General features: G+C 66.6%; 20 protein-coding genes. 8 read left to right on the plus strand and 12 right to left on the minus strand.

The window, feature by feature from the left end; all coding sequences use genetic code 11:
• Positions 1–5: 5 nt before the first annotated feature.
• The 5 genes from ACA097_RS07960 to ACA097_RS07980 form a co-directional block, all read right to left on the minus strand.
• Positions 6–371, minus strand: a complete 366-nt coding sequence (locus ACA097_RS07960; RefSeq protein ID WP_371369587.1) for a YceK/YidQ family lipoprotein — start codon at positions 369–371, stop codon at positions 6–8.
• A 47-nt stretch (positions 372–418) separates the two neighbouring features.
• Positions 419–1,552 (minus strand): ABC transporter permease, encoded by a 1,134-nt coding sequence (locus ACA097_RS07965; RefSeq protein WP_371369589.1) that lies wholly within the window; start codon positions 1,550–1,552, stop codon positions 419–421.
• Between the two features lie 9 nt (positions 1,553–1,561).
• Complete coding sequence (locus ACA097_RS07970; RefSeq protein ID WP_371369591.1) at positions 1,562–2,728, minus strand: ABC transporter permease; 1,167 nt, start codon at positions 2,726–2,728, stop codon at positions 1,562–1,564.
• Positions 2,716–3,687: an HlyD family secretion protein gene (locus ACA097_RS07975; protein WP_160285874.1), complete on the minus strand. Its 972-nt coding sequence runs from the start codon at positions 3,685–3,687 to the stop codon at positions 2,716–2,718. The genes ACA097_RS07970 and ACA097_RS07975 overlap by 13 nt, the downstream gene beginning before the upstream one ends.
• Before the next feature lie 75 nt (positions 3,688–3,762).
• Positions 3,763–4,239 (minus strand): phosphate-starvation-inducible protein PsiE, encoded by a 477-nt coding sequence (locus tag ACA097_RS07980; protein WP_043249414.1) that lies wholly within the window; start codon positions 4,237–4,239, stop codon positions 3,763–3,765.
• A gap of 168 nt (positions 4,240–4,407) precedes the next feature.
• On the opposite strand from ACA097_RS07980, the gene ACA097_RS07985 reads away from it, so the two are divergent.
• Both ACA097_RS07985 and ACA097_RS07990 read left to right on the plus strand, forming a co-directional pair.
• Positions 4,408–4,686, plus strand: a complete 279-nt coding sequence (locus ACA097_RS07985; protein WP_043249411.1) for a DUF3509 domain-containing protein — start codon at positions 4,408–4,410, stop codon at positions 4,684–4,686.
• 243 nt (positions 4,687–4,929) lie between these two features.
• Complete coding sequence (locus ACA097_RS07990) at positions 4,930–5,187, plus strand: YebG family protein (RefSeq protein ID WP_043249408.1); 258 nt, start codon at positions 4,930–4,932, stop codon at positions 5,185–5,187.
• A 225-nt stretch (positions 5,188–5,412) separates the two neighbouring features.
• Here the strand turns inward: ACA097_RS07990 and ACA097_RS07995 are convergent, their stop codons facing one another.
• Entirely contained in the window at positions 5,413–6,432 is a 1,020-nt protein-coding gene (locus ACA097_RS07995; protein ID WP_371369594.1) for a Leu/Phe/Val dehydrogenase, read from the minus strand.
• A 158-nt stretch (positions 6,433–6,590) separates the two neighbouring features.
• On the opposite strand from ACA097_RS07995, the gene ACA097_RS08000 reads away from it, so the two are divergent.
• Positions 6,591–7,400 carry a SirB1 family protein gene (locus ACA097_RS08000; RefSeq protein ID WP_160285872.1) on the plus strand — a complete coding sequence of 270 codons (810 nt, stop codon included), beginning with the start codon at positions 6,591–6,593 and terminating at the stop codon, positions 7,398–7,400.
• 160 nt (positions 7,401–7,560) lie between these two features.
• Here ACA097_RS08000 and ACA097_RS08005 read toward each other — a convergent pair whose 3' ends face one another.
• The 3 genes from ACA097_RS08005 to ACA097_RS08015 all read right to left on the minus strand — a co-directional run bounded on the left by ACA097_RS08005 (position 7,561) and on the right by ACA097_RS08015 (position 13,386).
• Entirely contained in the window at positions 7,561–10,080 is a 2,520-nt protein-coding gene (locus ACA097_RS08005; protein ID WP_371369596.1) for a LuxR C-terminal-related transcriptional regulator, read from the minus strand.
• Between the two features lie 154 nt (positions 10,081–10,234).
• Complete coding sequence (locus ACA097_RS08010; protein ID WP_371369598.1) at positions 10,235–11,605, minus strand: DUF1329 domain-containing protein; 1,371 nt, start codon at positions 11,603–11,605, stop codon at positions 10,235–10,237.
• Positions 11,606–11,628: 23 nt separating this feature from the next.
• Positions 11,629–13,386 (minus strand): DUF1302 domain-containing protein, encoded by a 1,758-nt coding sequence (locus tag ACA097_RS08015; RefSeq protein WP_371369600.1) that lies wholly within the window; start codon positions 13,384–13,386, stop codon positions 11,629–11,631.
• A gap of 158 nt (positions 13,387–13,544) precedes the next feature.
• Here ACA097_RS08015 and ACA097_RS08020 point away from each other — a divergent pair, with 158 nt between their 5' ends.
• The 3 genes from ACA097_RS08020 to ACA097_RS08030 all read left to right on the plus strand — a co-directional run bounded on the left by ACA097_RS08020 (position 13,545) and on the right by ACA097_RS08030 (position 16,470).
• Positions 13,545–14,420, plus strand: a complete 876-nt coding sequence (locus tag ACA097_RS08020) for a helix-turn-helix domain-containing protein (RefSeq protein WP_371369602.1) — start codon at positions 13,545–13,547, stop codon at positions 14,418–14,420.
• Between the two features lie 235 nt (positions 14,421–14,655).
• A complete protein-coding gene (locus ACA097_RS08025) occupies positions 14,656–16,077 on the plus strand; it encodes an NAD(P)/FAD-dependent oxidoreductase (RefSeq protein WP_371369604.1) in 1,422 nt (473 codons plus the stop codon).
• 45 nt (positions 16,078–16,122) lie between these two features.
• On the plus strand, positions 16,123–16,470 hold the full coding sequence (locus tag ACA097_RS08030) for a cupin domain-containing protein (RefSeq protein ID WP_371369606.1): 348 nt from the start codon (positions 16,123–16,125) through the stop codon (positions 16,468–16,470).
• A 208-nt stretch (positions 16,471–16,678) separates the two neighbouring features.
• Here the strand turns inward: ACA097_RS08030 and ACA097_RS08035 are convergent, their stop codons facing one another.
• The 3 genes from ACA097_RS08035 to ACA097_RS08045 are packed head-to-tail and all read right to left on the minus strand — an operon-like array spanning position 16,679 to position 17,947.
• Entirely contained in the window at positions 16,679–17,038 is a 360-nt protein-coding gene (locus tag ACA097_RS08035) for a PilZ domain-containing protein (protein WP_043249391.1), read from the minus strand.
• A gap of 59 nt (positions 17,039–17,097) precedes the next feature.
• A complete protein-coding gene (locus ACA097_RS08040; RefSeq protein WP_371369608.1) occupies positions 17,098–17,523 on the minus strand; it encodes a DUF4124 domain-containing protein in 426 nt (141 codons plus the stop codon).
• Positions 17,524–17,575: 52 nt separating this feature from the next.
• Positions 17,576–17,947, minus strand: coding sequence for a tol-pal system YbgF family protein (locus tag ACA097_RS08045; RefSeq protein WP_371369610.1), 372 nt, complete (start codon positions 17,945–17,947; stop codon positions 17,576–17,578).
• A 100-nt stretch (positions 17,948–18,047) separates the two neighbouring features.
• On the opposite strand from ACA097_RS08045, the gene ACA097_RS08050 reads away from it, so the two are divergent.
• Positions 18,048–18,866 (plus strand): outer membrane assembly lipoprotein YfiO, encoded by an 819-nt coding sequence (locus ACA097_RS08050; protein ID WP_371369612.1) that lies wholly within the window; start codon positions 18,048–18,050, stop codon positions 18,864–18,866.
• Between the two features lie 66 nt (positions 18,867–18,932).
• Positions 18,933–19,862: a universal stress protein gene (locus ACA097_RS08055; protein WP_371369614.1), complete on the plus strand. Its 930-nt coding sequence runs from the start codon at positions 18,933–18,935 to the stop codon at positions 19,860–19,862.
• The last annotated feature ends 9 nt before the right edge of the window (positions 19,863–19,871 follow it).

Here is a 19,871-nt window from a genome sequence, read left to right on the forward strand (position 1 = left end):
ACGCCTCAATCGCCGTGGGTCAGCTCGATGCTGCCGTCGCGGTTCTGCCGGTAGATCGTGTAGGGCAGCGCCAGGGTGTCGGTGACGCCGGAGAGCAGGCCATCAAGAAAAGGCCAATAGATGCCTTGCGGCGAAGCGGGCGGCGGCGGTGACACTGCAGCGTCATGCTGATAAGCGCCCCCTGGGTCGCCGTAGAGCGCGCAGAAGTTGTAGGCGACTCCGCTGTAGATGCGTGGAATCCGGGTGCAGTAGGTTCCCTTCAGGTGCAGCTCGCCGACATCGGCGCTGGATTCGCTGTTCAGTGTCTGCACCGAACCACAGCTTACGAGCGTCATGCCGAAGATCAGCGGTAGCAGTCTCGATATGTTCACGATCGATCTCCTTGTCACCATTCTCCCCTGCGCCGGCGGCCGGCGACTCACCACCCCTTCAACTGATCCCAGCGCCAGTTGCGGAACTGGTAGATCAGCGTGCCGAGCAGGCCGTAGGCCGCCGCCATGCCGAGCAGCACGAGGATGCGATCGGCCACCGCCGAGAGTGGCAGGTTCATCTGGTTCATTTCCACCACCGCGCGGATCGCCCAGGTCGAGGGGATGGCGTCGGCCAGCCATTGCACCCAGGCCGGCATCGCCTGTGGCGGCCAGGTGAAGCCGGCCATGTAGAACAGCGGCAGGGTGATGAAAGTCATGGTCAGGTACACCGCCTCCTCCGAGGGCAGCACTTCGGCAATGAACTCGCTCATGGCGATCACCGCTAGCAGGAACGGCAGCACCAGCCCCATCAACATGAAGAAGGAGGCGGTCTGTCGATACCCCATCATCCACGGCCAGATCACGTAGAAGAGCATGCTCAGCACGGTCCAGATCAGCAGCTGCGCGGCGTAGCGGCCGAAACGGGTGGACGGCGGCTGGCGCAGCGAGCGCGGGGTGCCGCCGCGCAGGTTGAGGTTCACCCGTGTGCAGGAGAGCAGCAGGCTGTGCTGCAGGATCAGCGTCACCAGCCCCGGCAGTACGATGGCGGCGAAGCTGGTGCCGGGGTTGAACAGCGCGCTGAGGTCGCCGACCACCGGGCTGAGCAGCACGTCGGCCTGCTCCTCGCTGAAGCCGCTGCGCTTGAGCAGGTCGCGGTTGTAGCGCAGCGACAGCTCGTTGTAGGTGGTGCCGATGTCCTGCTGGATCTGCCCGTTGGCCATGCGGTTGGTGGCGTCGCCGAAGATCGGGATGGTCACCGCTTCGCCGCGCAGTACGCGTTTCTCGAACTCCAGCGGCACCACGATGATGCCGTACAGCTCGCGCCAGGCCAGGTCGCGCTGCGCGGTGGGCAGTTCGCTGTAGGTGCGCACGGCGATCTTCGGCGCGGCGTCGAGCAGGCGGATCAGCTCGCGGGAGGCGGCGCTATGGTCCATGTCGATCACCGCCACCGGCAGGTCGTCCATGGTGCGATGGGCGTACGGCAAGGTGGTCAGCGCCACCGACAGCACCATCAGCAGCCACAACGGCTTGCCCAGCATGTTCTGCAGCGACGCGCGGAATACGTTCCAGAAATTCTGCATGGCGCCTCCTCAGGCCGGGCTCAGGTCGAGACGCCGGCGCAGGCGCAGCTTGGCGATCATGTAGGCGAGCAGCGGATAGACCAGCAGGCGGCAGCAGGTGTACAGACCGGACTCCGCCGGCGCCTGGCGCAGGAACTGGTCGAACAGCCCGTGCAGGGTGTGCGTCAGCGGCTCGGCGATGCTGATCAGGCGGGCGATCTCCGGCATCGCCAGCTCCGGCAGCAGCACGCCGGAATAGGTCTGCGCCACGCCGATCAGCAGGCCGATCAGCGAGTACGCGCTGAAGCGGTTGGCGGTGAAGATGAACAGCACCAGCCCGACGCTCTGCGCGGCCATCACGTAGCACACGGTGATCGCCAGCATCCAGGTCGGGCTGCCATTGATACGCGCGCCGTTGAGCGTCACCAGCAGGAACAGCTCCAGCATCAGCAGCGCGCTGAACAGCAGCGTGTAGGGCGCCAGCTTGCCCAGCAAACGCGCACCCAGCGCCTTGGCCCGCAGGATGTGCGGCGAGGAGGCACGCAGCTCAGGCGCCTCGCGCGCCAGCACATGGACGGTGGCGACGATCACGAACAGCTGCAGCAGATGCACGATGGCGGCGAACTGCTGGTAGTAGATGTAGTTGCCGCTGGCATTGAACAGGCTCTCGTAGGCCACGCTGACGCTCGCCAGCGGCGGCAGCGACCTGCCCATGCCAGCCGCGATGCGCGGGCGCAGGTCCTGGTTGACGCTGCTGATCAAGCCACCGAAGTCCTGGGTCGAGTAATAGCCGGCGCTATAGAACAGCGAGTTGTAGTAGAGCACCGCCGAGGGCTGGCGACCGGCCAGGGCGTCGGCCTCGAAGTCGCGCGGGATGTACAGCAACGCATAGTCGTCGGCCGCGCGGATGCGCCGCAGGCCTTGCTGCAGGCCGCCGTCGAGCGTCTCCACCTGGGCGTGGGAACCGGCATCGAGCTCGCGCACGATGCGCCGCGACAAGCTGCTGTGATCGGCATCGACCACCGCCACCGGCATGTCCAGCAGGGTGCCGGCCTTGTACACACCGCTGATCAGGGTGAACAGCAGCAGCGGCCAGAGCCATCCCAGCCAGTGGATGGTCCAGCTGCGCACGGCGAGGCGTGTCTCGGTGTTGAAGGCCTGGACGAAGCGCTGCAGGTTGCGCCTTACTGCTTCCATTGCCACAGCGCGCTCATCCCCGGGCGCAGGCCCTGCACAGGTTGCAGCGGATACAGGCGGACCTCGAAGGTCTTCAGGTCGAAGTCGCCGGTGGCACGGGTCGCACGCTTGGTGGCGAAGTCGCCGAGCGGGGCGATGTAGCGCACCTCGGTGTCGATCTCCGCGTCGCCCAGCGCCGGAATCCGCAGCCGGACCTTATCGCCCTTGCGCACCTTGGCCAGGATGTCCTCGCGCAGGTTGAACACCAGGTAGCTGTCGGACAGCCGCACCAGGGTCAGCAACGGGCTGTAGGCGTTGACCAGCTCGCCCTCCTCCGCCGGGATCGGCCCGATCTCGCCGTCGGCCGGCGCCAGCACGTCGAGGTCATCGAGTTGCGCTTGCAGCTCGGCGAGCTGCGCATCGGCACGGCGCACCGCGGCTTCCAGCGCGCGGCGACGCTCCTCGCGGTCGCCCTGGTTGCCTTCGTCGAGATTGGCCTGGGCCTCGGCCACGCGGTTGCGCGCCACGTCACGGCCGCGCCGCGACAGGTCGAGCTGGGCCTGGGAGACGAAGTTGCGTCCGGCCAGTTCCTGGTTGCGCTGGTAATCCAGCTCGGCATTGCGCAACTCGGCCTGCGCCTGCGAGAGAGTGGCCTGCAGGGCGCGCAGGGTTTCCTCGCGGGTGCCGTGCAGGGACTCGTCGAGCTGCGCCTGCACCTGGCTGCGCGCGGCCTGCAGCGAGTCCAGCTGGGCCTGCAGCTCGGGGCTGCTCAGGCTGATCAGCCGCTGGCCTTTCTGCACGTCGTCACCGCGCCGCACATGCAGGCGCTCGACGCGGCCCTTGGCCTTGGAGGCGACTATCACTTCGGTGGCGTCCGCCTCGCCCTGCAGGAGCAGGGGCTGCGAGTGCAGGCGCAGGTACAGGGTGATGGCGATGATCACCAGCAACAGCAGGGGTGCGAACAGCTTCCAGCCCTTCATCGTCTCGGTATTCCCTCGGCAGCGCGACTCCACCGATGGTAGTGCATCGCGCCGACCGCGGGAGCCAACCGATGCTCAGCGCTCGTCGTCGTGCACCAGCGCGTTCTCGCCGCCCTTGCTCGAAGGCGCCGAAGGGAAGCGCGAGGACGCGTAGCGCACCACCAGGATTGCCAGCGCCAGCAGCAACAGGGCCACGGACACCAGGATGATGCCGTCGTCGGGCACGTGGTTGTGCTGGATGTCGGCGATCATCAGGCGCGTCAGCGCGGTCATTGCCACATAGATCAGGAAACGCACCGGCATGTGGTTGGTCTTGAAGTAGATGCCGACCATGGCACCCAGCTCCAGGTAGATGAACAGCAGCAGCACGTCGTCGATGCTCGCGTGGCCCTTCTCGAACATCTCGAAGAAGGCCACCGCCGCCGACCAGAACACGGTGCCGCCGATGGCGAACAGCGCCAGGTAGTGGAAACCTTCCACCAGCAGATTCCCCAGGGATTCGGCCACCCCGTGCATTTGTTGGCGCAGGCGCTCGGCCCATTCCAGTTTCATTCGTCGACTCTCCTTCAGCTGCGGCGCCTGTTGGCTTGGTACGTGCAAGTCACCTGCCATTGACCTCGGGCAGTGGTAGCGCACCGAGGCTGCGGCAAGATGACCGCGAACTTTGCAGACGCCCTCCAGTCCATGAAGGGTCACTCCCACCTAGAGGCAGGATCGAAGATGAACAGCCCATTCCAGGTGCTCAGCGATGCGTTCCAGGCCCAGTACCGGGTCAACTTCAGCCTCGAACGGCCGGACGGCAGCATCGTCCTGACCCTCTCCACCAGCGCCGGCGTGGCCGCCAAGCGGCTGATCCGCCAGGCCCAGCTGCAGGACCCGGAGCAGTTGCAACGGCTGATCCAGAGCATTCGCTTCGGCATCGCCATCGAACAGGGCGACAGCGCGCCGCGCCTGTTGGCGGACATGACCGCCAGCCGAGACATACGCAAGGCCTCCTGAATCTCCGCCAGCCCGCCCGGTGTGCGCATTTGCCGCACGCCGCTGCGCCGCGCGCACTAGATCGATCCCGGCCCCCCTTTCCCTGCCCCCATATGGCCCCGCGTGCCCCGAAGCGGAACGCCAACCATACTGGCCACTTGCAATTCAGCCCTTCCCTAACGACAGGGCATTGCATTATGCTTTTACTGTACAAATAAACAGTATTCTCCTACCCAAATATCAGAGAAGGCATAGAGGTGATGAATGGCCGTCGAAGTGGTGTACCGCAGCAGCCGCGATCCGGAGCGCCTGTTCATGGATAAGGCCGAAGCCGACCGGCACGACAAGATGCTCGAGCTGGCCGAAAGCCTGGCCGGCGTCCTGCACAAGGCGGTGCCCTCGCTGAGCGAGGACCAGGTCGAGGAGCTCGGCATCTTCATGGCCCGCAACCGCGACACCTTCGCCCGCGCCTTCAAGAACCAGCCCGACGCCCTGGGTGAGCTGTTCGCCGAGGCGGAGTGAATGCCTACTCTCCCATAGGAGCAACTGTCTTTTGGGCTCCCGCGTTCTCGGGAGTGACGGAATCAGGATTCGCTCCCTCCCCCGTCATCCCCGCGAACGCGGGGACCCAGAAAACCGCGTAGGAGCGGACCTTGTCCGCGAAGCGCGCACATGGCGCGCACCTATGGGGGCATCTGGGAATGGCGCTTCGTGGATGAGATCCACCCCTGCGGAAAACTGTGCGATTTAACCGCAGAGAATCCGCTCGGCGAGCATGTCCGCCACCCGCGCCGGCGAGCGGTGGTCGGCCTGGGCGTGGGCGTAGATCTCGGTCAGGCGGGAACCGATCTTCGCCAGGTGCGCGGTAATTGCCGGCAGCGTTTCACCCTGGTGCTGCAGGGATACGAAGATCAGCCCACCGGAGTTGATCACGTAGTCCGGCGCATAGAGGATGCCGCGGGCCTCCAGTTCATCGGCCACGTCGACGTGCGCCAGTTGGTTGTTGGCCGCGCCGGCCACTGCCGCGCAGCGCATCTGCGCCACCACCGAAGGCGTCAGCACGCCGCCCAGTCCGCAGGGGGCGAGGATGTCGCACGGCGTGGTGAGCAGCGCCTCGCTGGCGATCGGCTGGGCACCCAATTGCTCCACCGCGAGCTGCACCCTGCCGGCGTCCAGGTCGCTGACCAGCAGTTCCGCGCCGGCTGCAGCCAGGTGCTCGCACAGCGAGTAACCCACGTGCCCCAGGCCCTGCACGGCAATCCGCAGGCCATCCAGGTCGTCGCTGCCCAGTCGTGCCAGGGCGCTGGCACGAATGCCGGCGAACACACCCAGGGCGGTATGTGGCGAGGGATCGCCCCCGCTGGTGGTGCTGGTGACGTGCTCGGTGTGCTGGGCGATGCAGTCCATGTCGGCGCTGGATGTGCCGCTGTCCACCGCGGTGATGTACTCGCCGCGCAGGGACTCGATGAAGCGGCCAAAAGCCTCGAACAGCGCACCGCGGTTATCCACATGCGGCGCGCGCAGGATCACCGCCTTGCCACCGCCCTGGCGCAATCCTGCCAGCGCGGCCTTGTAGCTCATGCCCTGGGCCAGGCGCACGGCGTCGCGCACTGCCGACTCGTCGTTGGCGTAAGGCAGGTAGCGGCAACCGCCCAGAGCCGGCCCCAGCCGCGTGCTGTGGATGGCGATGATGGCCCTGAGCCCCGTGGCCGGGTCGAAGGCGACGTGCAGCTTTTCTAGCCGGGTGGCTTCCATCATGTCGAACATGGCGGCGCTCCCAATGCGGGTGCCTGTGGACATCCTGGTCGAGCGCCAGGACGTTGCCCGTAGATCCCTATCAGTATAGGCAGTGGCGGCACGCCACGACCGGGACTGGACGGACTGCCGGCGCTGCGAGTAAAACGCGGTATCAGCCGGAGAACGCCATGGACCCGCGCCAAGCCTGCCTCGCCTGCCTTGCCCAGGACCCGCCGGGTCTGTTCGAGGCGGCGCTGTGGATCGCCGCCGAGCACGAGCCGCAGAATCCTCCTGGCCAGGCCATGCGAATGCTCGACGACCTGGCCCAACGCCTCTTCGCTACCCTGCCCCTGGACGGTACCGCCGCCGAGCGCGCGCAACTGCTGCTACGCCAACTGAGCGAGCAGGGCTTCGCCGAGGACGATGACGTCCCTCTGCTGCCCCGCGCCGCACTACTGCCCCAGGTGCTGCAGCGCCGCCGCGGCCAGCCGCTGTCTCTGGCGCTGATCGCCCTGGAACTGGCCCGGCGCCAGGACATTCCCCTGCAAGGCGTGAACTTCCCCGGACGCTTCCTGCTGCGCGTGCCCGGCGCCGACCACCTGCTCGACCCAACCACCGGCCGTCGCCTGTACACCCGCGATTGCCGCGACCTGCTGGTGCGCAGCCTGGGCACCGGCGTCGAGCTCAACGCCAGCCACCTGCGCGACGCCAGTCCGGCAGACATGCTGCAGCGCCTGTCGCGCAACCTGCGCCAACTGCACCAGGCTGCCGAGCAACCGCTGGCCGCGCTGAAGGACGCACAACGAGTGCTCGAACTGGGCGAGCCGAACGTGGCCGACCACCTGGCCCGCGCCGATCTCTACCGTCGCCTGGAGTGCCCGCAGGCCGAGCGCTACGACCTCGAACGCGCGCTGCTGCTCAGCGAAGACCCGGCCGAGCAGCTGCGCCTGCGGCAGCGCATCGGGGAGATTCCGGTGCCGAAGAAAGCCCTGCATTAGATTCCTGTAGAAATCGCGGACAAGGTCCGCAGCAGGTGACGTACTTCCTTCCCGTAGGAGCGGATCTCATCCGCGAACAATCCCGGGACCGGGACATTTGTAGGAGCGCGCCATGCGCGCGAATCGCGGACAAGGTCCGCTCCTACGGGCATTCATCTAGCTAAGCCTTGAGCAACCCCAGCTCCTTCGCCCGCGCCACCGCCTGGGTACGCCGTTCCACACCGAGCTTGCCGTTGATGCGCCGGGCGTGGGTCTTCACCGTGTGCAGGGAGATGAACAGACGCTCGCCGATCTCCAGGTTCGAGCAGCCGCGCGCGATCAGTTCCAGCACCGACTGTTCGCGCTGGCTGAGCAAGGGCGGCAGGCTGGCGTCCGACGCCAGGGCGTAGAGCCCCGGCTGACGCTGGCGCGACTCGCCGAGCAGCGCCAACAGGCCAAAGCGTTGCGCCAGCTCCGCGCCAGCAGCGCAGGCGGCCTGCGCCGCCTCGGCTTGCCCGGCGAGCGCATGCGCCTCGGCCTTGGCCAGCCAGACCTCGCAGACCAGGGCCATGCGCCCCTGGCTCTGCACCAATGGCAGCAAATCGTCGAGGCGCGCCAGAGCCGCCTGCGCTTCGCCGTCGTAGGCTTCGGCCAGGGCAAGTTGGCAGGCGACCCGCGACAGCAGGTCCGGGGTCGCGGCCGGCGCACTCAGGCCGTCGCTCTGGTAACGCGCCAACACGCGGCCGAGGATTTCCCGAGCCTGGCCCGGTCGGCCCTGCCGCAGGCTAAGCGTGCCGCTGGCCAGCAGCAGCGCCCCGCGATAAAGCGCTTCGGGGATGTGCTGCAACTGCATCTGCCGCTCCGCCTCCAGCAAGCGATTGAAGGCCACGTCGATCTCACCGTCGCGGGCATCCAGCAGAGCCAGGCCGATGTAGCCGTACACCGAGGCAGGGTCCAGGCTGCGGCGCGTCTCTCGTAGGCCGCACTGCAGCAGCTCGCGCGCCTGTTCGTCGTGCCCCTGGCGCAGGCCCAGCCAGCCACGCCGCAGCAGCACCCGGCCGGTCATGGCGTAGCCGGCCTGGCGCAGCTCGGCCAGCGACTCCTGCACGCGCAGCAGCAGGCTCTCGGCGCGCGCCAGTTCGCCGCGCTGTTCCAGCCAGTAGGCGCGGTCCATTTCCAGATAGGCCTCGAAGACCACGCTACCTTGCTCTCGGGCACGCTTGAGTGCTTCGCGATTGAGCAGCCGCGCCTGGTCCAGTTGCCCTTCGGCCTGCGCCAGCTGGCTGAGCGCGGACAGGCAGATCAGCGTTTGCGCCCAGGCGTCCTGCGGCAGGTCGGCGAGCGCACCGCGCAGGCGCGCCTCCGCCCCCGGTCGACCACGGGCGTGGGCGAGCATGCCGGACAATCCGAGCCACTGCGCGATCAGCGCGCGCTGCCGTGCCTCGCTGGGCATCGGCAGGAAGCGCTCGAAGATCGCCAGCAATTGCTCGGCATCGTCGAGGCGGCCGACGAAGAGCAGTGCCCAGGCGTTGAGGATCACCAGGCGCGGCGTACTCAACAGCAGTTCTTCCGGCAGCTTCTCGCGCAGGCGCAGTACCCGCGCGACGTTGTGCCCCTGCAGCAACTGCTCTTCGGTCAGCCGCTGCAACAGGCTGGCGGCGACGTCCGGTTGCTCGGCACGCAGGGAATGTTCGAAGGCCGCGTGGCTGTCGCCGGATTGGCCGAACCACTGGCAAGCGCGACGGTGCAGGCTGCTGGCGGGCGTACGGCCAAGCTCGGCCAATCCGCCGGCCAGCACCGGCGCCACGCGGTACCAGCCGCAGGCGCCCTCCTCGGCCTCCAGGCAGGAGCCGCGCTGCAGCAACAGCTGCAAGGCCCCAGGGGATTCCTCGAACAGATGATCGACCAGCGCCGAGCAGCAACGCCCGACGCGCGCCAGGCCGCAGAGGATTTCGCCCAGCGGCTCGGGCAATTCGTCGAGCACCTCGCGCTGCAGATAGTCCTGCAGCAGCGCCTGTCCCGATTCGGCGAGCAGTGCGGGAGCGGGGACCAGTTCTTCCACCGGCAGGCCGAGCAGGCGCAAACGGATGCCGGCGCACCAGCCGCCGGTCTGTTCCAGGAGCAGTTGGCGAAGCTCGAGCGGCCACTCACGGCCACCCTGGCGCAACCATTCGGTCAGTTCGGTTTCGCTGAAATGCAGCTGGGCGGCTTCGACTTCCAGAAGCTCGCCCTCCAGCAGCAGGCGCGCCAGGTTGCACGCCGGGCGCCGGCGGCTGGCCAGCCACCAGCCGACTTGCGGCGAGGCCTGGGCCAGCAGGCGGTCAAGGCAGGCATCCAGTTCGGCATCGGGTTCGCGCGGATAGTCGTCGAGCATGATCCACAGCGGCTGCCGCGTTTCACGCAGGAAATCACTCAGCTGTCGCTCGTCGACACCTGAAAGGCCGAGCGCCTCGCCCAACCGAGCGACAAAGGCGCTCACGCTCAGGGCGCGGCCAGCCAGGGCCAGCCAGGCCACGCGGGTGCCGGAAGGCGCGGCACGGGCGCACTCGCCGAGCAGCACCGTCTTGCCGCTGCCCAGGGGCGCGAGCAGCAGGCGCAGGCGATGGTCGTCGCGTAGCAGCAGGTCGTGCAAGCGCGACCGCGGCAAGTGCTGGGGCGGCAGCCGGGGGAGCGAGGTAAGCAGTGTGACGGAGGTGAGCATGGGCAGGCTTCCCGAGCGGACCTGGAGCTTGAGGCTAGTCAGAGCCCGGATAGCCTTGAAGGATCATTCGTAATTCCTATGTATGAACATAGGAAACGCAAGGTGAGAAAAAAACTACAAACCGGCGGCGCGTCGCCGCGCCGCCGGTTAGGGGTCAGCGGACCCCTTCGTTACGCAGGGCGGCCGGGGTGTAGTCGGCCATGGTTGCCTTGATGCCGAACTGGTAGCCGGTCTTCTCTTCGTTGAACAGGCCCAGGGCCAGGTAACGGCCGGCGATCACGTCATAGAGCACCTCGGGCACGTAACCACCCGCCTGGTGCGCGTAGTTGAACATGTAGTGCCCTTCGGCGACGCGCCACAGCTGGCCGCGGCCGTCGTAGTGGTCGACTTCGGCGATCTGCCAGCTGTCCTCGTCGATGTACATGTGGCGCTTGGCGTAGATGTGCCGCTCGCTGGGCTTCACGGTGCCGACCACTTCCCACACGCGGTGCAGCTCGTAGCGGGTCAGGTCCTGGTTGAGGTGGCCCGGCTTGACGATGTCGTCGTACTTGTAGGTCGGCAGGCCCAGCTTGTAGCTGTTGTAGGGGATGTACATCTCCTTCTTGCCCACCAGTTTCCAGTCGTAACGATCCGGAGCGCCGGAGAACATGTCGAAGTTGTCCGAGGTGCGCAGGCCGTCGGAAGCGGTACCCGGACCGTCGTAGGCCACCTGCGGGGCACGGCGTACGCGGCGCTGGCCGGCGTTGTAGATCCACGCCAGGCGCGGTTCCTTGACCTGGTCGAGGGTCTCGTGGACCAGCAGCACGTTACCGGCCAGGCGCGCCGGCGCCGTTACCGCCTGCTTGAAGTACAGCAGGATGTTGCTGGCCTTGGAGATATCCACGTCCGGCATGTTCTGCGGGAAGGCGACGGTTTCCTCGAAGCGGATCGGCGTGTAGCTGCCGTTGGTCTGCGGGGTGACCTGCACCACGGTACGCGCCAGGTTGCCGCCACGGTAGCGGGTGATGTGGTTCCACAGCACCTCGACGCCATTCTTCGGAATCGGGAAGGCGTAGTAGCGGCTCTTCTCGAAGTTGGACAGTCCGTTGCCGTCGTTGATCGGCTGCACGTTGAGCGCGCTGGCCTTCACGGCGGCATAGACCTCGGCCGGCGCGGAGAAGGTGCGGTGGGTCTTGTACACCGGGATCTTGTAGGTGTCCGCGTAGCGCTTGAACATCGCCAGCTGGCCGTCGGTGAGCTTGTCCTTGTACTGCGCGACGTTCTGCGCAGTGATCACGAACAGCGGTTTCTCGCTGGCGAAGGGGTCGCTGAGGAAGCCACGGGAGTCTTCACTGCCGGCGCTCTTGTCGATGCCGCCGGTCCAGGCCGGGATGCTGCCATCGGCGTTGCCTTCCTTCTGCGCGCCCATGGGAGTGAGGCTGGTGCCGAGCTTGGCCGCCTCATCCGCCGAGACAGCCGCCATGACGGCGCCGGACAACAGGCTCAGAGCCAGGGCGCCGCATTGCAGGATTCGTTTCTTGTTCATCTTTCCTGTCCTTGACTGACCGATCAGAAGTTCACACCGAAGCTGACGGCGACGAAGTCACGGTCGTTGACCGGGTTGTAATCGCCGCCGAAGAAATCGGTATAGCTGATACTGGCGGTATAGGTGTTCTGGTAATCGGCGTCCACACCAACGCTGACCGCCTTGGCGCCTTCGCTGAAGTTCGGACCGTAACCGTTGACGTCATGCGACCAGGCCACGTTGGGCTTGAAGTTGATGCCGGCAATCACGTTCGGGTAATCGAGGATGCCGCGCACGCGGTAGCCCCACGAACTGGTGGTGTAGAAGCCGTCGTTGTTGCACTCGTCGGGGTTGGCGGCGTTCAGCGTGCTCTTGCACAGCGCATTGTTGGGCAGTTCGCCGATACCGTAGATCGAGTCGCGGCCGAAGCGCAGGCCACCATCGTTGACGCCGCTGATGTGGTTGTAGCCCACCTCGCCGACCACGGTCAGGCGTTCGGCCGCCAGTACCTGGTCGAAGAACTGGGTCACGGTCACCTGGGCCTGGGTCACCGGCTTGCGATCGTAGCCGTGGATCACCTCGCCGGCGGTGGGCGTGGCGGAGCCGCTGGAGTAGATCGGGTTGCCGAACAGGGTGGTGGGATACAGCGCGGCCACGGTCAGGTCGGTGCTGTTGAGCTGCAGCGGCATGTTCGGCCGGTAGCTCAGTTCACCGGCTACCGAGGTGCTGCCCAGGTTGGTCTGGAAGCTCAGGCCGTAGAGGCGGATGTCCTCCGGGTACTCGATGAAGTACTGCGCGGTGGCCGCGCCGGTGGCGGCGTTGGCGGTGGCCAGACCCTTGCCGGCGATGGTGCTGAAGACCGGGTTGCGGCTGTGGTAGTTCATCACGTAGGCGCCGAACTCGGTGTCGTTGAGCTCCGCCGCGTACCAGCGCAGGGCCAGGCCCCACTGGCCACCGTCACGCGGGGTGTCGTCGCCGGAGCGCGAGAGGTAGCGGTAGCCGTGCGCCGGGTTCGGATCGAAGTCGCTGCCGGCGTAGGCCAGCTTGTTGCAGCCGTTGGCGACCACGTCGGTGGTGGAGAAGAAGGTGCCGCAGTTGTCCACCACGGTCTTCTCCCACTTCAGCTGGTAGAAGCCCTCGGCGGTCAGGCTGTCGGTAAGGCCCTGGGAGAGGTAGAGCATGCTCACCGGGATCAGACCTTCCTTGATCTCCGCGCCGGGGCGGCGGAAGGCGGCGACGTCGACCGGGTTGATGCTGTTGATCGAGTTCTGGATGAAGGTGCTCTCACCCCAGCTGACCACCTGCTTGCCCAGGCGGACGTTACCCGGCAAATCGCCGATGCTGTACTTGTGATAGATGAAGGCGTCGAGCAGCTCTGCGCCGGACGAGCGAGCGCCCATGCTGCGGCCGTCGTCGCTGATGTCATAGAGCTCGCGGTGTTCGTCCTTCAGCTCGAAGTCATACCAGTACTTGCCCCGGACGAAGACGCCGGTGTCGCCGTACTTCAGTTCCAGGTCGTGGATACCCTTGAAGATCTTCGAGAAGGTCTCGCCCTTCTTGAAGTTGAGGCGGCCGTCGTCGGAGGTCTGCGACGAGGCGTGACCGCCGTTGCGGGTCCCGACGTAGTCCAGGTCGGCATCGCGCAAGCCCCAGCTGGCGCCGACCGACAAGGTCGAGTCGAACTGCCCCTCGATTTCCCCGATGTTGAAGTTGACGGCCTGAGCCTGGGTGGCGCAACCCAGGGCTACTGCAGCGGCCAATACCTGTGGCTGGAAGATCGCGCGCCTTGTTTTTGTTGTCATTCGGCACTCCTGACGGTGTCTAGGCGGCTACACGCTACTCAGCCCACCTCCCCAGCACCAAGCGCCCAAAGGGAGTATTTGCGCTATCAGTCGAAAGAGTGAATGCCCGCTCTGCCGCGGTCTTTCACGCCGACCATAGGTGCAGGACATGGCGCGTCATGCAGTGGCTGTATGATGGCGAGCGCTCCCTCTACCCGACTGCGCCGCTCTGCGGCATCCTGTGCGCCATGCAACCGATCACCCCGCCCTACGCCGACAGCCCTCTCACCGACAGCACCCGCGACGTCGTCCAGCGCTATCACCAGAGCTGGAAGCAGCGTGATCTCGACGCGGCCCTGGCGCTCTACCACGCCGATGTCGAGTACAACGACTACTTCCAGAACCGCTGCATGCGCCTGGCCGAGCTGCGCGCCTACGTCAGCCAGACCATGCCCAGCCGGCCGGACGAGTTCCTCGACCACATCGACCGCATCCGCGTCGATGGCGACACCGCGTTCATCCAGTACCGCACCGCCATCACCCTCAGCGGACGCCTGGCAGTGTTCCACTCCAGCGAAGCGATCACCGTGCGCGACGGCCGCATCTGGCGCATCAACGAATACGCCACCTTGGTGCGCGAGGAAGCCAGCGGCGGAACACGCAGCGGCAACGATGCACGCCCGCCGGCCAGCCGCCTGGGCCTGTCGCCACGCCAGCTGAGCCAACTGGCCGGCGATCTGGAGGAATACTTCAACAAGGCCCAGCCTTACCTGGCGGCGGACCTCGACCTGTCGCAGGTGGCCAGCGCCACCGGCTACACCCGCAACCAGATCTCCTACCTGCTCAACCAGGTGATGGGGCTGAGCTTCTACCAGTACGTCAACCAGCAGCGCCTGCAGCATCTGCTTGGCCAGCTGCGCCCGGGGCAGGATGCGCGGATCGACGAGCTGGCCTTCTCCGCCGGCTTCAACTCGCTATCGGCGTTCTACCGCTGCTTCCGCCAGCACACCGGGGTGTCGCCGCGCGAGTACCTCAAGCGCCTGGGCGCCCAATAGACGCAGAAATTTTTCTGGGTCCCCGCCTTCGCGGGGATGACGCCGGGAAGCCTCCGCCCCCATCGTCACTCCCGCGAACGCGGGAACCAATAAACGCGGCGATCAATGTCGCAGCACAGCTGCGCCGTCGCGCGAATCCTCACCCTTTTCCCCGCGTACCCGCGCGCACGACAGGAATGCGGCGCGCTTCTAGGCTTGCGCACATTCCCGCTTACCCTTGCCCGGAGTCGCCCCTATGTCGGCATGGCGCCATATCAGCCTGTGGATGAACCAACTGGATGACGACCTCATCCCGCGCCCGTCCCTGCAGGGCGACCTGGAGGCCGACGTGGCCATCGTCGGCGCCGGCTATACCGGACTCTGGACCGCCTACTACCTGAAGACCCACGCGCCCGAGCTGAAGGTCGCCATCGTCGAGGCGGAAACCGCCGGCTTCGGCGCCTCCGGCCGCAACGGCGGCTGGCTGATGGGCGCAGTGCTGGGCGAGGACCGTCTGGTCGGCCACCTGCCGGAACCGCGCCGCCGCGAAACCTGGAACCTGCTGCACGGCGTTCCCGACGAGGTCGCGCGCGTGCTGGAACGCGAAGGCATCGACTGCGACTACCGCAAGGGCGGCACCCTCTACTGCGCGGCGCGTTATCCCGAGCAGGAACGGCGCCTGCGCCAGTACCTGGCCTCGCTGCGCGGCGAAGGACTCGGCGAAGACGACTTCCGCTGGCTGTCGGCGTCCGAGCTCGGCGATCAGCTGCGCATCCCCGGCGCCCTGGGCGCGATCTATACGCCGCACTGCGCGACCATCAACCCGGCCAAGCTGGTCCGTGGCCTGGCCCGCGCGGTCGAGCGCCTGGGCGTGCCGATCTATGAAAAGAGCCGCGTGAGCCACTGGGAACAAGGCCTGGTGCGCACCGACAAGGGCAGCCTGAAAGCCCCGTGGATAGTCCCGGCGGTAGAAGGCTACGCCGCCGCGCTGCCGCCTTTGGGCAACTACCAGCTGCCGGTGCAGAGCCTGATGGTTGCCACCGAGCCGCTGGCGGAATCGGTGTGGGCGGAGATCGGCCTGGATCGCGGCCAGTCCTTCAGCGAGTTCAGCCGCCAGGTCACCTACGGCCAGCGCACCCTGGACAACCGCCTGGCCTTCGGCGCCCGCGGCGGCTACCGCTTCGGCGGCCAGCTGCGCACCGACTTCAGCCTCACCGACGACGAGGTTGGCCTGCGCCGCTACCTGTTCGGCGAGATCTTCCCGCAGCTCAAGGACGTGCGCATCACCCACACCTGGGGCGGCAACCTGGGCATGTCGCGGCGCTTCCATCCGCACATGCTGGTCGACCGTCGCAATGGCATCGCCCTGTCCGGCGGCTACGGCGGCGAAGGTGTCGGCGCGACCAACCTTGGCGGGCGCACCCTGGCCGACCTCATCCTCGGCCGCGAAACCCTGGAGACCCGCCAGCCCTGGGTCATCCACGAGCGCGCCATGACCGACGCCCTGCGCGCCTGGGAACCCGAGCCCTGCCGCTGGCTGGGCTACAACGCGATCATCCGCAGCTTCGTCCACGAGGACGAGGTGCTGGCCAACCCGAAAAGCCCGGCCTGGCGCCGGCGCCTGGCGGAGAAACTGGCCGCGACCATGGAAGGCCTGATGACCTGGAGGGTCGGCTGATTGGCCGGCCCTTCGACGACCACCGAGACGAACCCCGGAGCCCCGATGAAGATCACCCACCTCAAGGACACCCTCAACGCCGAGCTCGGCGCCCCCAGCCCGGTCGGCATTCCGGTCGGCGAGCCGATCCCGCACACCCGCGTCGCGGAAGTGGAGCGCCCCGACCAGGTCGATACCGGCGTCTGGGAATGCAGCCCCGGCCGTTTCCGCCGGCAGATCCTGCAGCAGGAGTTCTGCCACTTCATCGCCGGCCGCGGCACCTTCACCCCGGACGGCGGCGAACCCATCGCCTTCCAGGCCGGCGATGCCTTCCTCCTGCCGGAGAACAGCATCGGCGTGTGGGACATCCAGGAAACCGTGCGCAAGACCTTCGCGATCATCCATCGCGGCTGATGGACCGCGCTCCGACGCCCGTCGGAGCGCGCTTCAGGCAGGCGAGTCTTGTCCTCCGCCGGAGCGGATTCGCGGATGAAAGACGTTGGCGCCGCGAACCGGGCGCAGGGCAGGAAGGCCGGAATCGCTACTGAAGTAGCTGGAGAATTGCAGGCGCCCTTCCTTGGGCTCCTCACACCGTGCAGGTCGGTTCAGCGGGTCCCGCTGCTCAGACCGACTCCACCTGACGGCGAAAACTGAAATAACGGCGCAGCGCGTCGACCAGTTCGACGTATTCCGCCGGCGGCGCCACCAGGCTGAAGCCGGAGTCGAAGCTGCCCGGCGTCACGTCCTCGCGACACCACTGGCAGGTGCCGCTGAAGTCGATGAATTGCAGCTTGCCGTCCTGGCCGGGAATCTTCAGGCGCATGTCGAAACGCCCGCCCACCAGCATCGGCAGCTGGCTGATCATCAGCAGGCCGTCGAGCGAGACGTTGCCCAGGTAACCCATGGGCTTGTCGGTGACGCTGTTGAACACCTTCAGGTAATACGGCAGCTGATGGCGCTCTATGTGTCGTTGATGACGCATAATGGCTATTCGCTATGATTTAAGGCCAGTATGACGATGCTGCCCCTCCTGGGCCAGTACTAACGACAGCCTTCCGCCAGACGCGCGTTCAACTCGCGACGAGCGGCATCGATCTGTGCATCGCTGTAATAGGTTCGTTCTCCGTTGGTGCCTTCGGAGTAGTAACGGCCGCCGTGCTGGATCGACGCCAGGTTGTCGCGCAGGTGGGCGCACTGCGCGTCCTGCTCGGCCTGCTGCTGCGTCGCGCGCTTCTGCGCGTCGGCCTGTTCCTCGCTGCGCGCCGAATAGAACTTGCGCAGCTTTTCCTCGTGCTCGCGCGTGGCGGCGTCGCGCTCCATTACCTGCGGCTTCACCTCGACCCGCTGCGCACCGGCCGGCGGGGTCTCGCTGAAATGCAGCTTGCCCTGGGCATCGGTCCAGCGATAGATGTCGGCCGACGCCAGCAGAGGCATCAGGCCCGCGCACAGGCAAAGCAGAACGCGCATCGGTTCCTCCTCCATGAAGCCAGACTCATCAGCGTAGCAGCCGTGCCCGGAATCAGGGCTGCGCCGGCATCGGCTGCGCACCGGCGGCGGGCAGCCGGCCGTTCAGCCGCAGCGTTTCCAGACGCGCCTTGGCCCGGTAGGCATACTCGCTGGCCGGGTAGCTGGCAATGATGAAAGTGTAGGTCTGCGCCGCGTCTACGTAGAACTTCTGGCGCTCCAGGCACTGCCCGCGCAGCATCGAAATTTCCGGCTGCAGCCAGGGCCGCGCGCGGCTCTTGCGCTCGGTGCGCGACAGGTTGAGCAGCACCTCGTCGCAGTCGCCGCGCGCATAGGCGCGGTAGGCGCTGTCCAGGTAGCTGTTGGTCGACCAGCTGTTGCAGCCGGTAACACCCAGCGTCAGGGCCAGGATGAATAGGGTTCGCATGGGCATATCCTCCGATGGGAACTGTATCGGCGCGCCTTGGCCGCGCTGAAGGGCCTCACTAGACTGCGAACGGCACACGCCACGGCGCCAAGGAGATGCCATGCGCTTGACCCCCGTCGTAACCCTGGCCGCGCTGGTGGCCCTGCAGACCGCCTGCTCGCCCACCACCCCGCTGTTCGTCGCCCAGGTCACCACTGGCGAGGTGGCCGAATACAAGAAGCTCAAGGCCGACCGCATGACCGCCGCCGTGGAAGAGGAAGGCGACCTGCTCACCTACAGCGCCCAGGCGATCCGCGACGGCAAGAGCGCCGAGGCCGAGAAGCTCTACCTGACCGGCTACGACAACAGTCACTACAGCGCCGAAGTGCGCGCCATCGCCCTGTACCAGATCGGCCTCATCTATATGAGCCGCTACAACGACCAGCGCGACGACGCCAAGGCCCTCGACTATTTCCAGCGCATCGACCGCGAGTTCCCCGGCACCATGGCTGCCAGCCACGCCGACGCGCGGATCCTGATGATGCGCCAGCGCGCCAAGGAACCGGTACAGAAGAATGCCCGCGAGCTGCTGGCGACCTGGAAGCCGCAGTTCAACCTCGACCTGGACAAACCCAGCCTCGACCAGGACATGACCCTGCTGTCGCGCCGCGCGGTGCTCAAGGACCGCGTCCCCGAGGCCGAACAGTTGTACCTGCTGGCGGTCAACGACCCGGCGATCCCGCCGGACCTCAAGCAGAAGGCGCTCTACCAGCTCGGCCTGATGTACATGGCGCCGGACAACCCGCACCCGAACCGCGACAAGGCCATCGGCTACCTGCGCCGACTGCTGGTCGACTACCCCAGCGGCGACCTGGCCAACAAGGCCGCGCGGCACCTGGACAAGGCGCTCAACCAGAGCGGCTCCGCGCCGTCCAACTGATGCAGATCAATTCCGGCTGACTACGCTTGGTCTGCAATGGAACACAGACTCGCGAGGAGGCCAGATATGAAACTGCAGCACCTGCTGGTGATCGTCGATCCCACCCGCGAAGAACAACCCGCCTTGAACCGTGCCCAGTGGATCGCCGAGCGCTGCGGTGCGCGCGTCGAACTGCTGCTGTGCGACTTCAACCCGGCGCTGGACAACGGCCTGCTGATTTCCCCCCAGCAGATGGAGCGCGTGCGCATCCTGCAGCAGACCGAGCGCCTGGATTGGCTCGAACGCCTGGCCGCGCCGCTGCGCCAGGCCGGCGTCGAAACCACCTGCCACACGCGCTGGGGCAAGCCGCTGTACCGCGAAATACTCGCCCACGTGGCCGAGAAGCAGCCCGACCTGGTGCTCAAGTCGAGCAGCCGCCATGGCCTGCTCAAGCGGCTGTTCCTGACCAACACCGACTGGCAACTGATCCGCCACTGCCCGCAGCCGCTGTGGATGGTTCACCGTCAGGACTGGAACGGCCAGCGCCTGTGCGCCGCCCTCGACCCGTTGCACGAGGCGGACAAACCGGCAGCCCTCGACCGCCAGCTGATCGCCACGGCCCTTGAGCTGCATCGCCGCCTCGGCCTGCAGGCCGAATACCTGCACGCCTACATGCCGCTGCCGCAGACCCTCGCCTTCGACACCCAGCTGCTGGGCAGCTACGAGGAGCACGCCAAGGCCGTCGAAGCCCACCATCGCCACGCCCTCGACCAACTGCTCGACGCCCACCCGGCCATGCAGCGCAAGCACACCCACCTGCAGCTCGGCTTCCCCGAGGAGGCGATTCCCGAGTTCGTCCGCCAGCAGGGCATCGACTTGCTGCTGATGGGCGCGGTCTCGCGCAACCCGCTGGAGAGTGCGTTGGTCGGACATACCGCCGAACGAGTGCTGGAAGACGTGGAGTGCGACCTGCTGGTGCTCAAAGCGGTACGCGAACCGTCATCGGAAAAGGGGTAAGATGGCCGC

Origin of the sequence: Pseudomonas sp. QL9, assembly GCF_041409665.1 — a bacterium.
GTDB lineage: Bacteria > Pseudomonadota > Gammaproteobacteria > Pseudomonadales > Pseudomonadaceae > Pseudomonas > Pseudomonas knackmussii.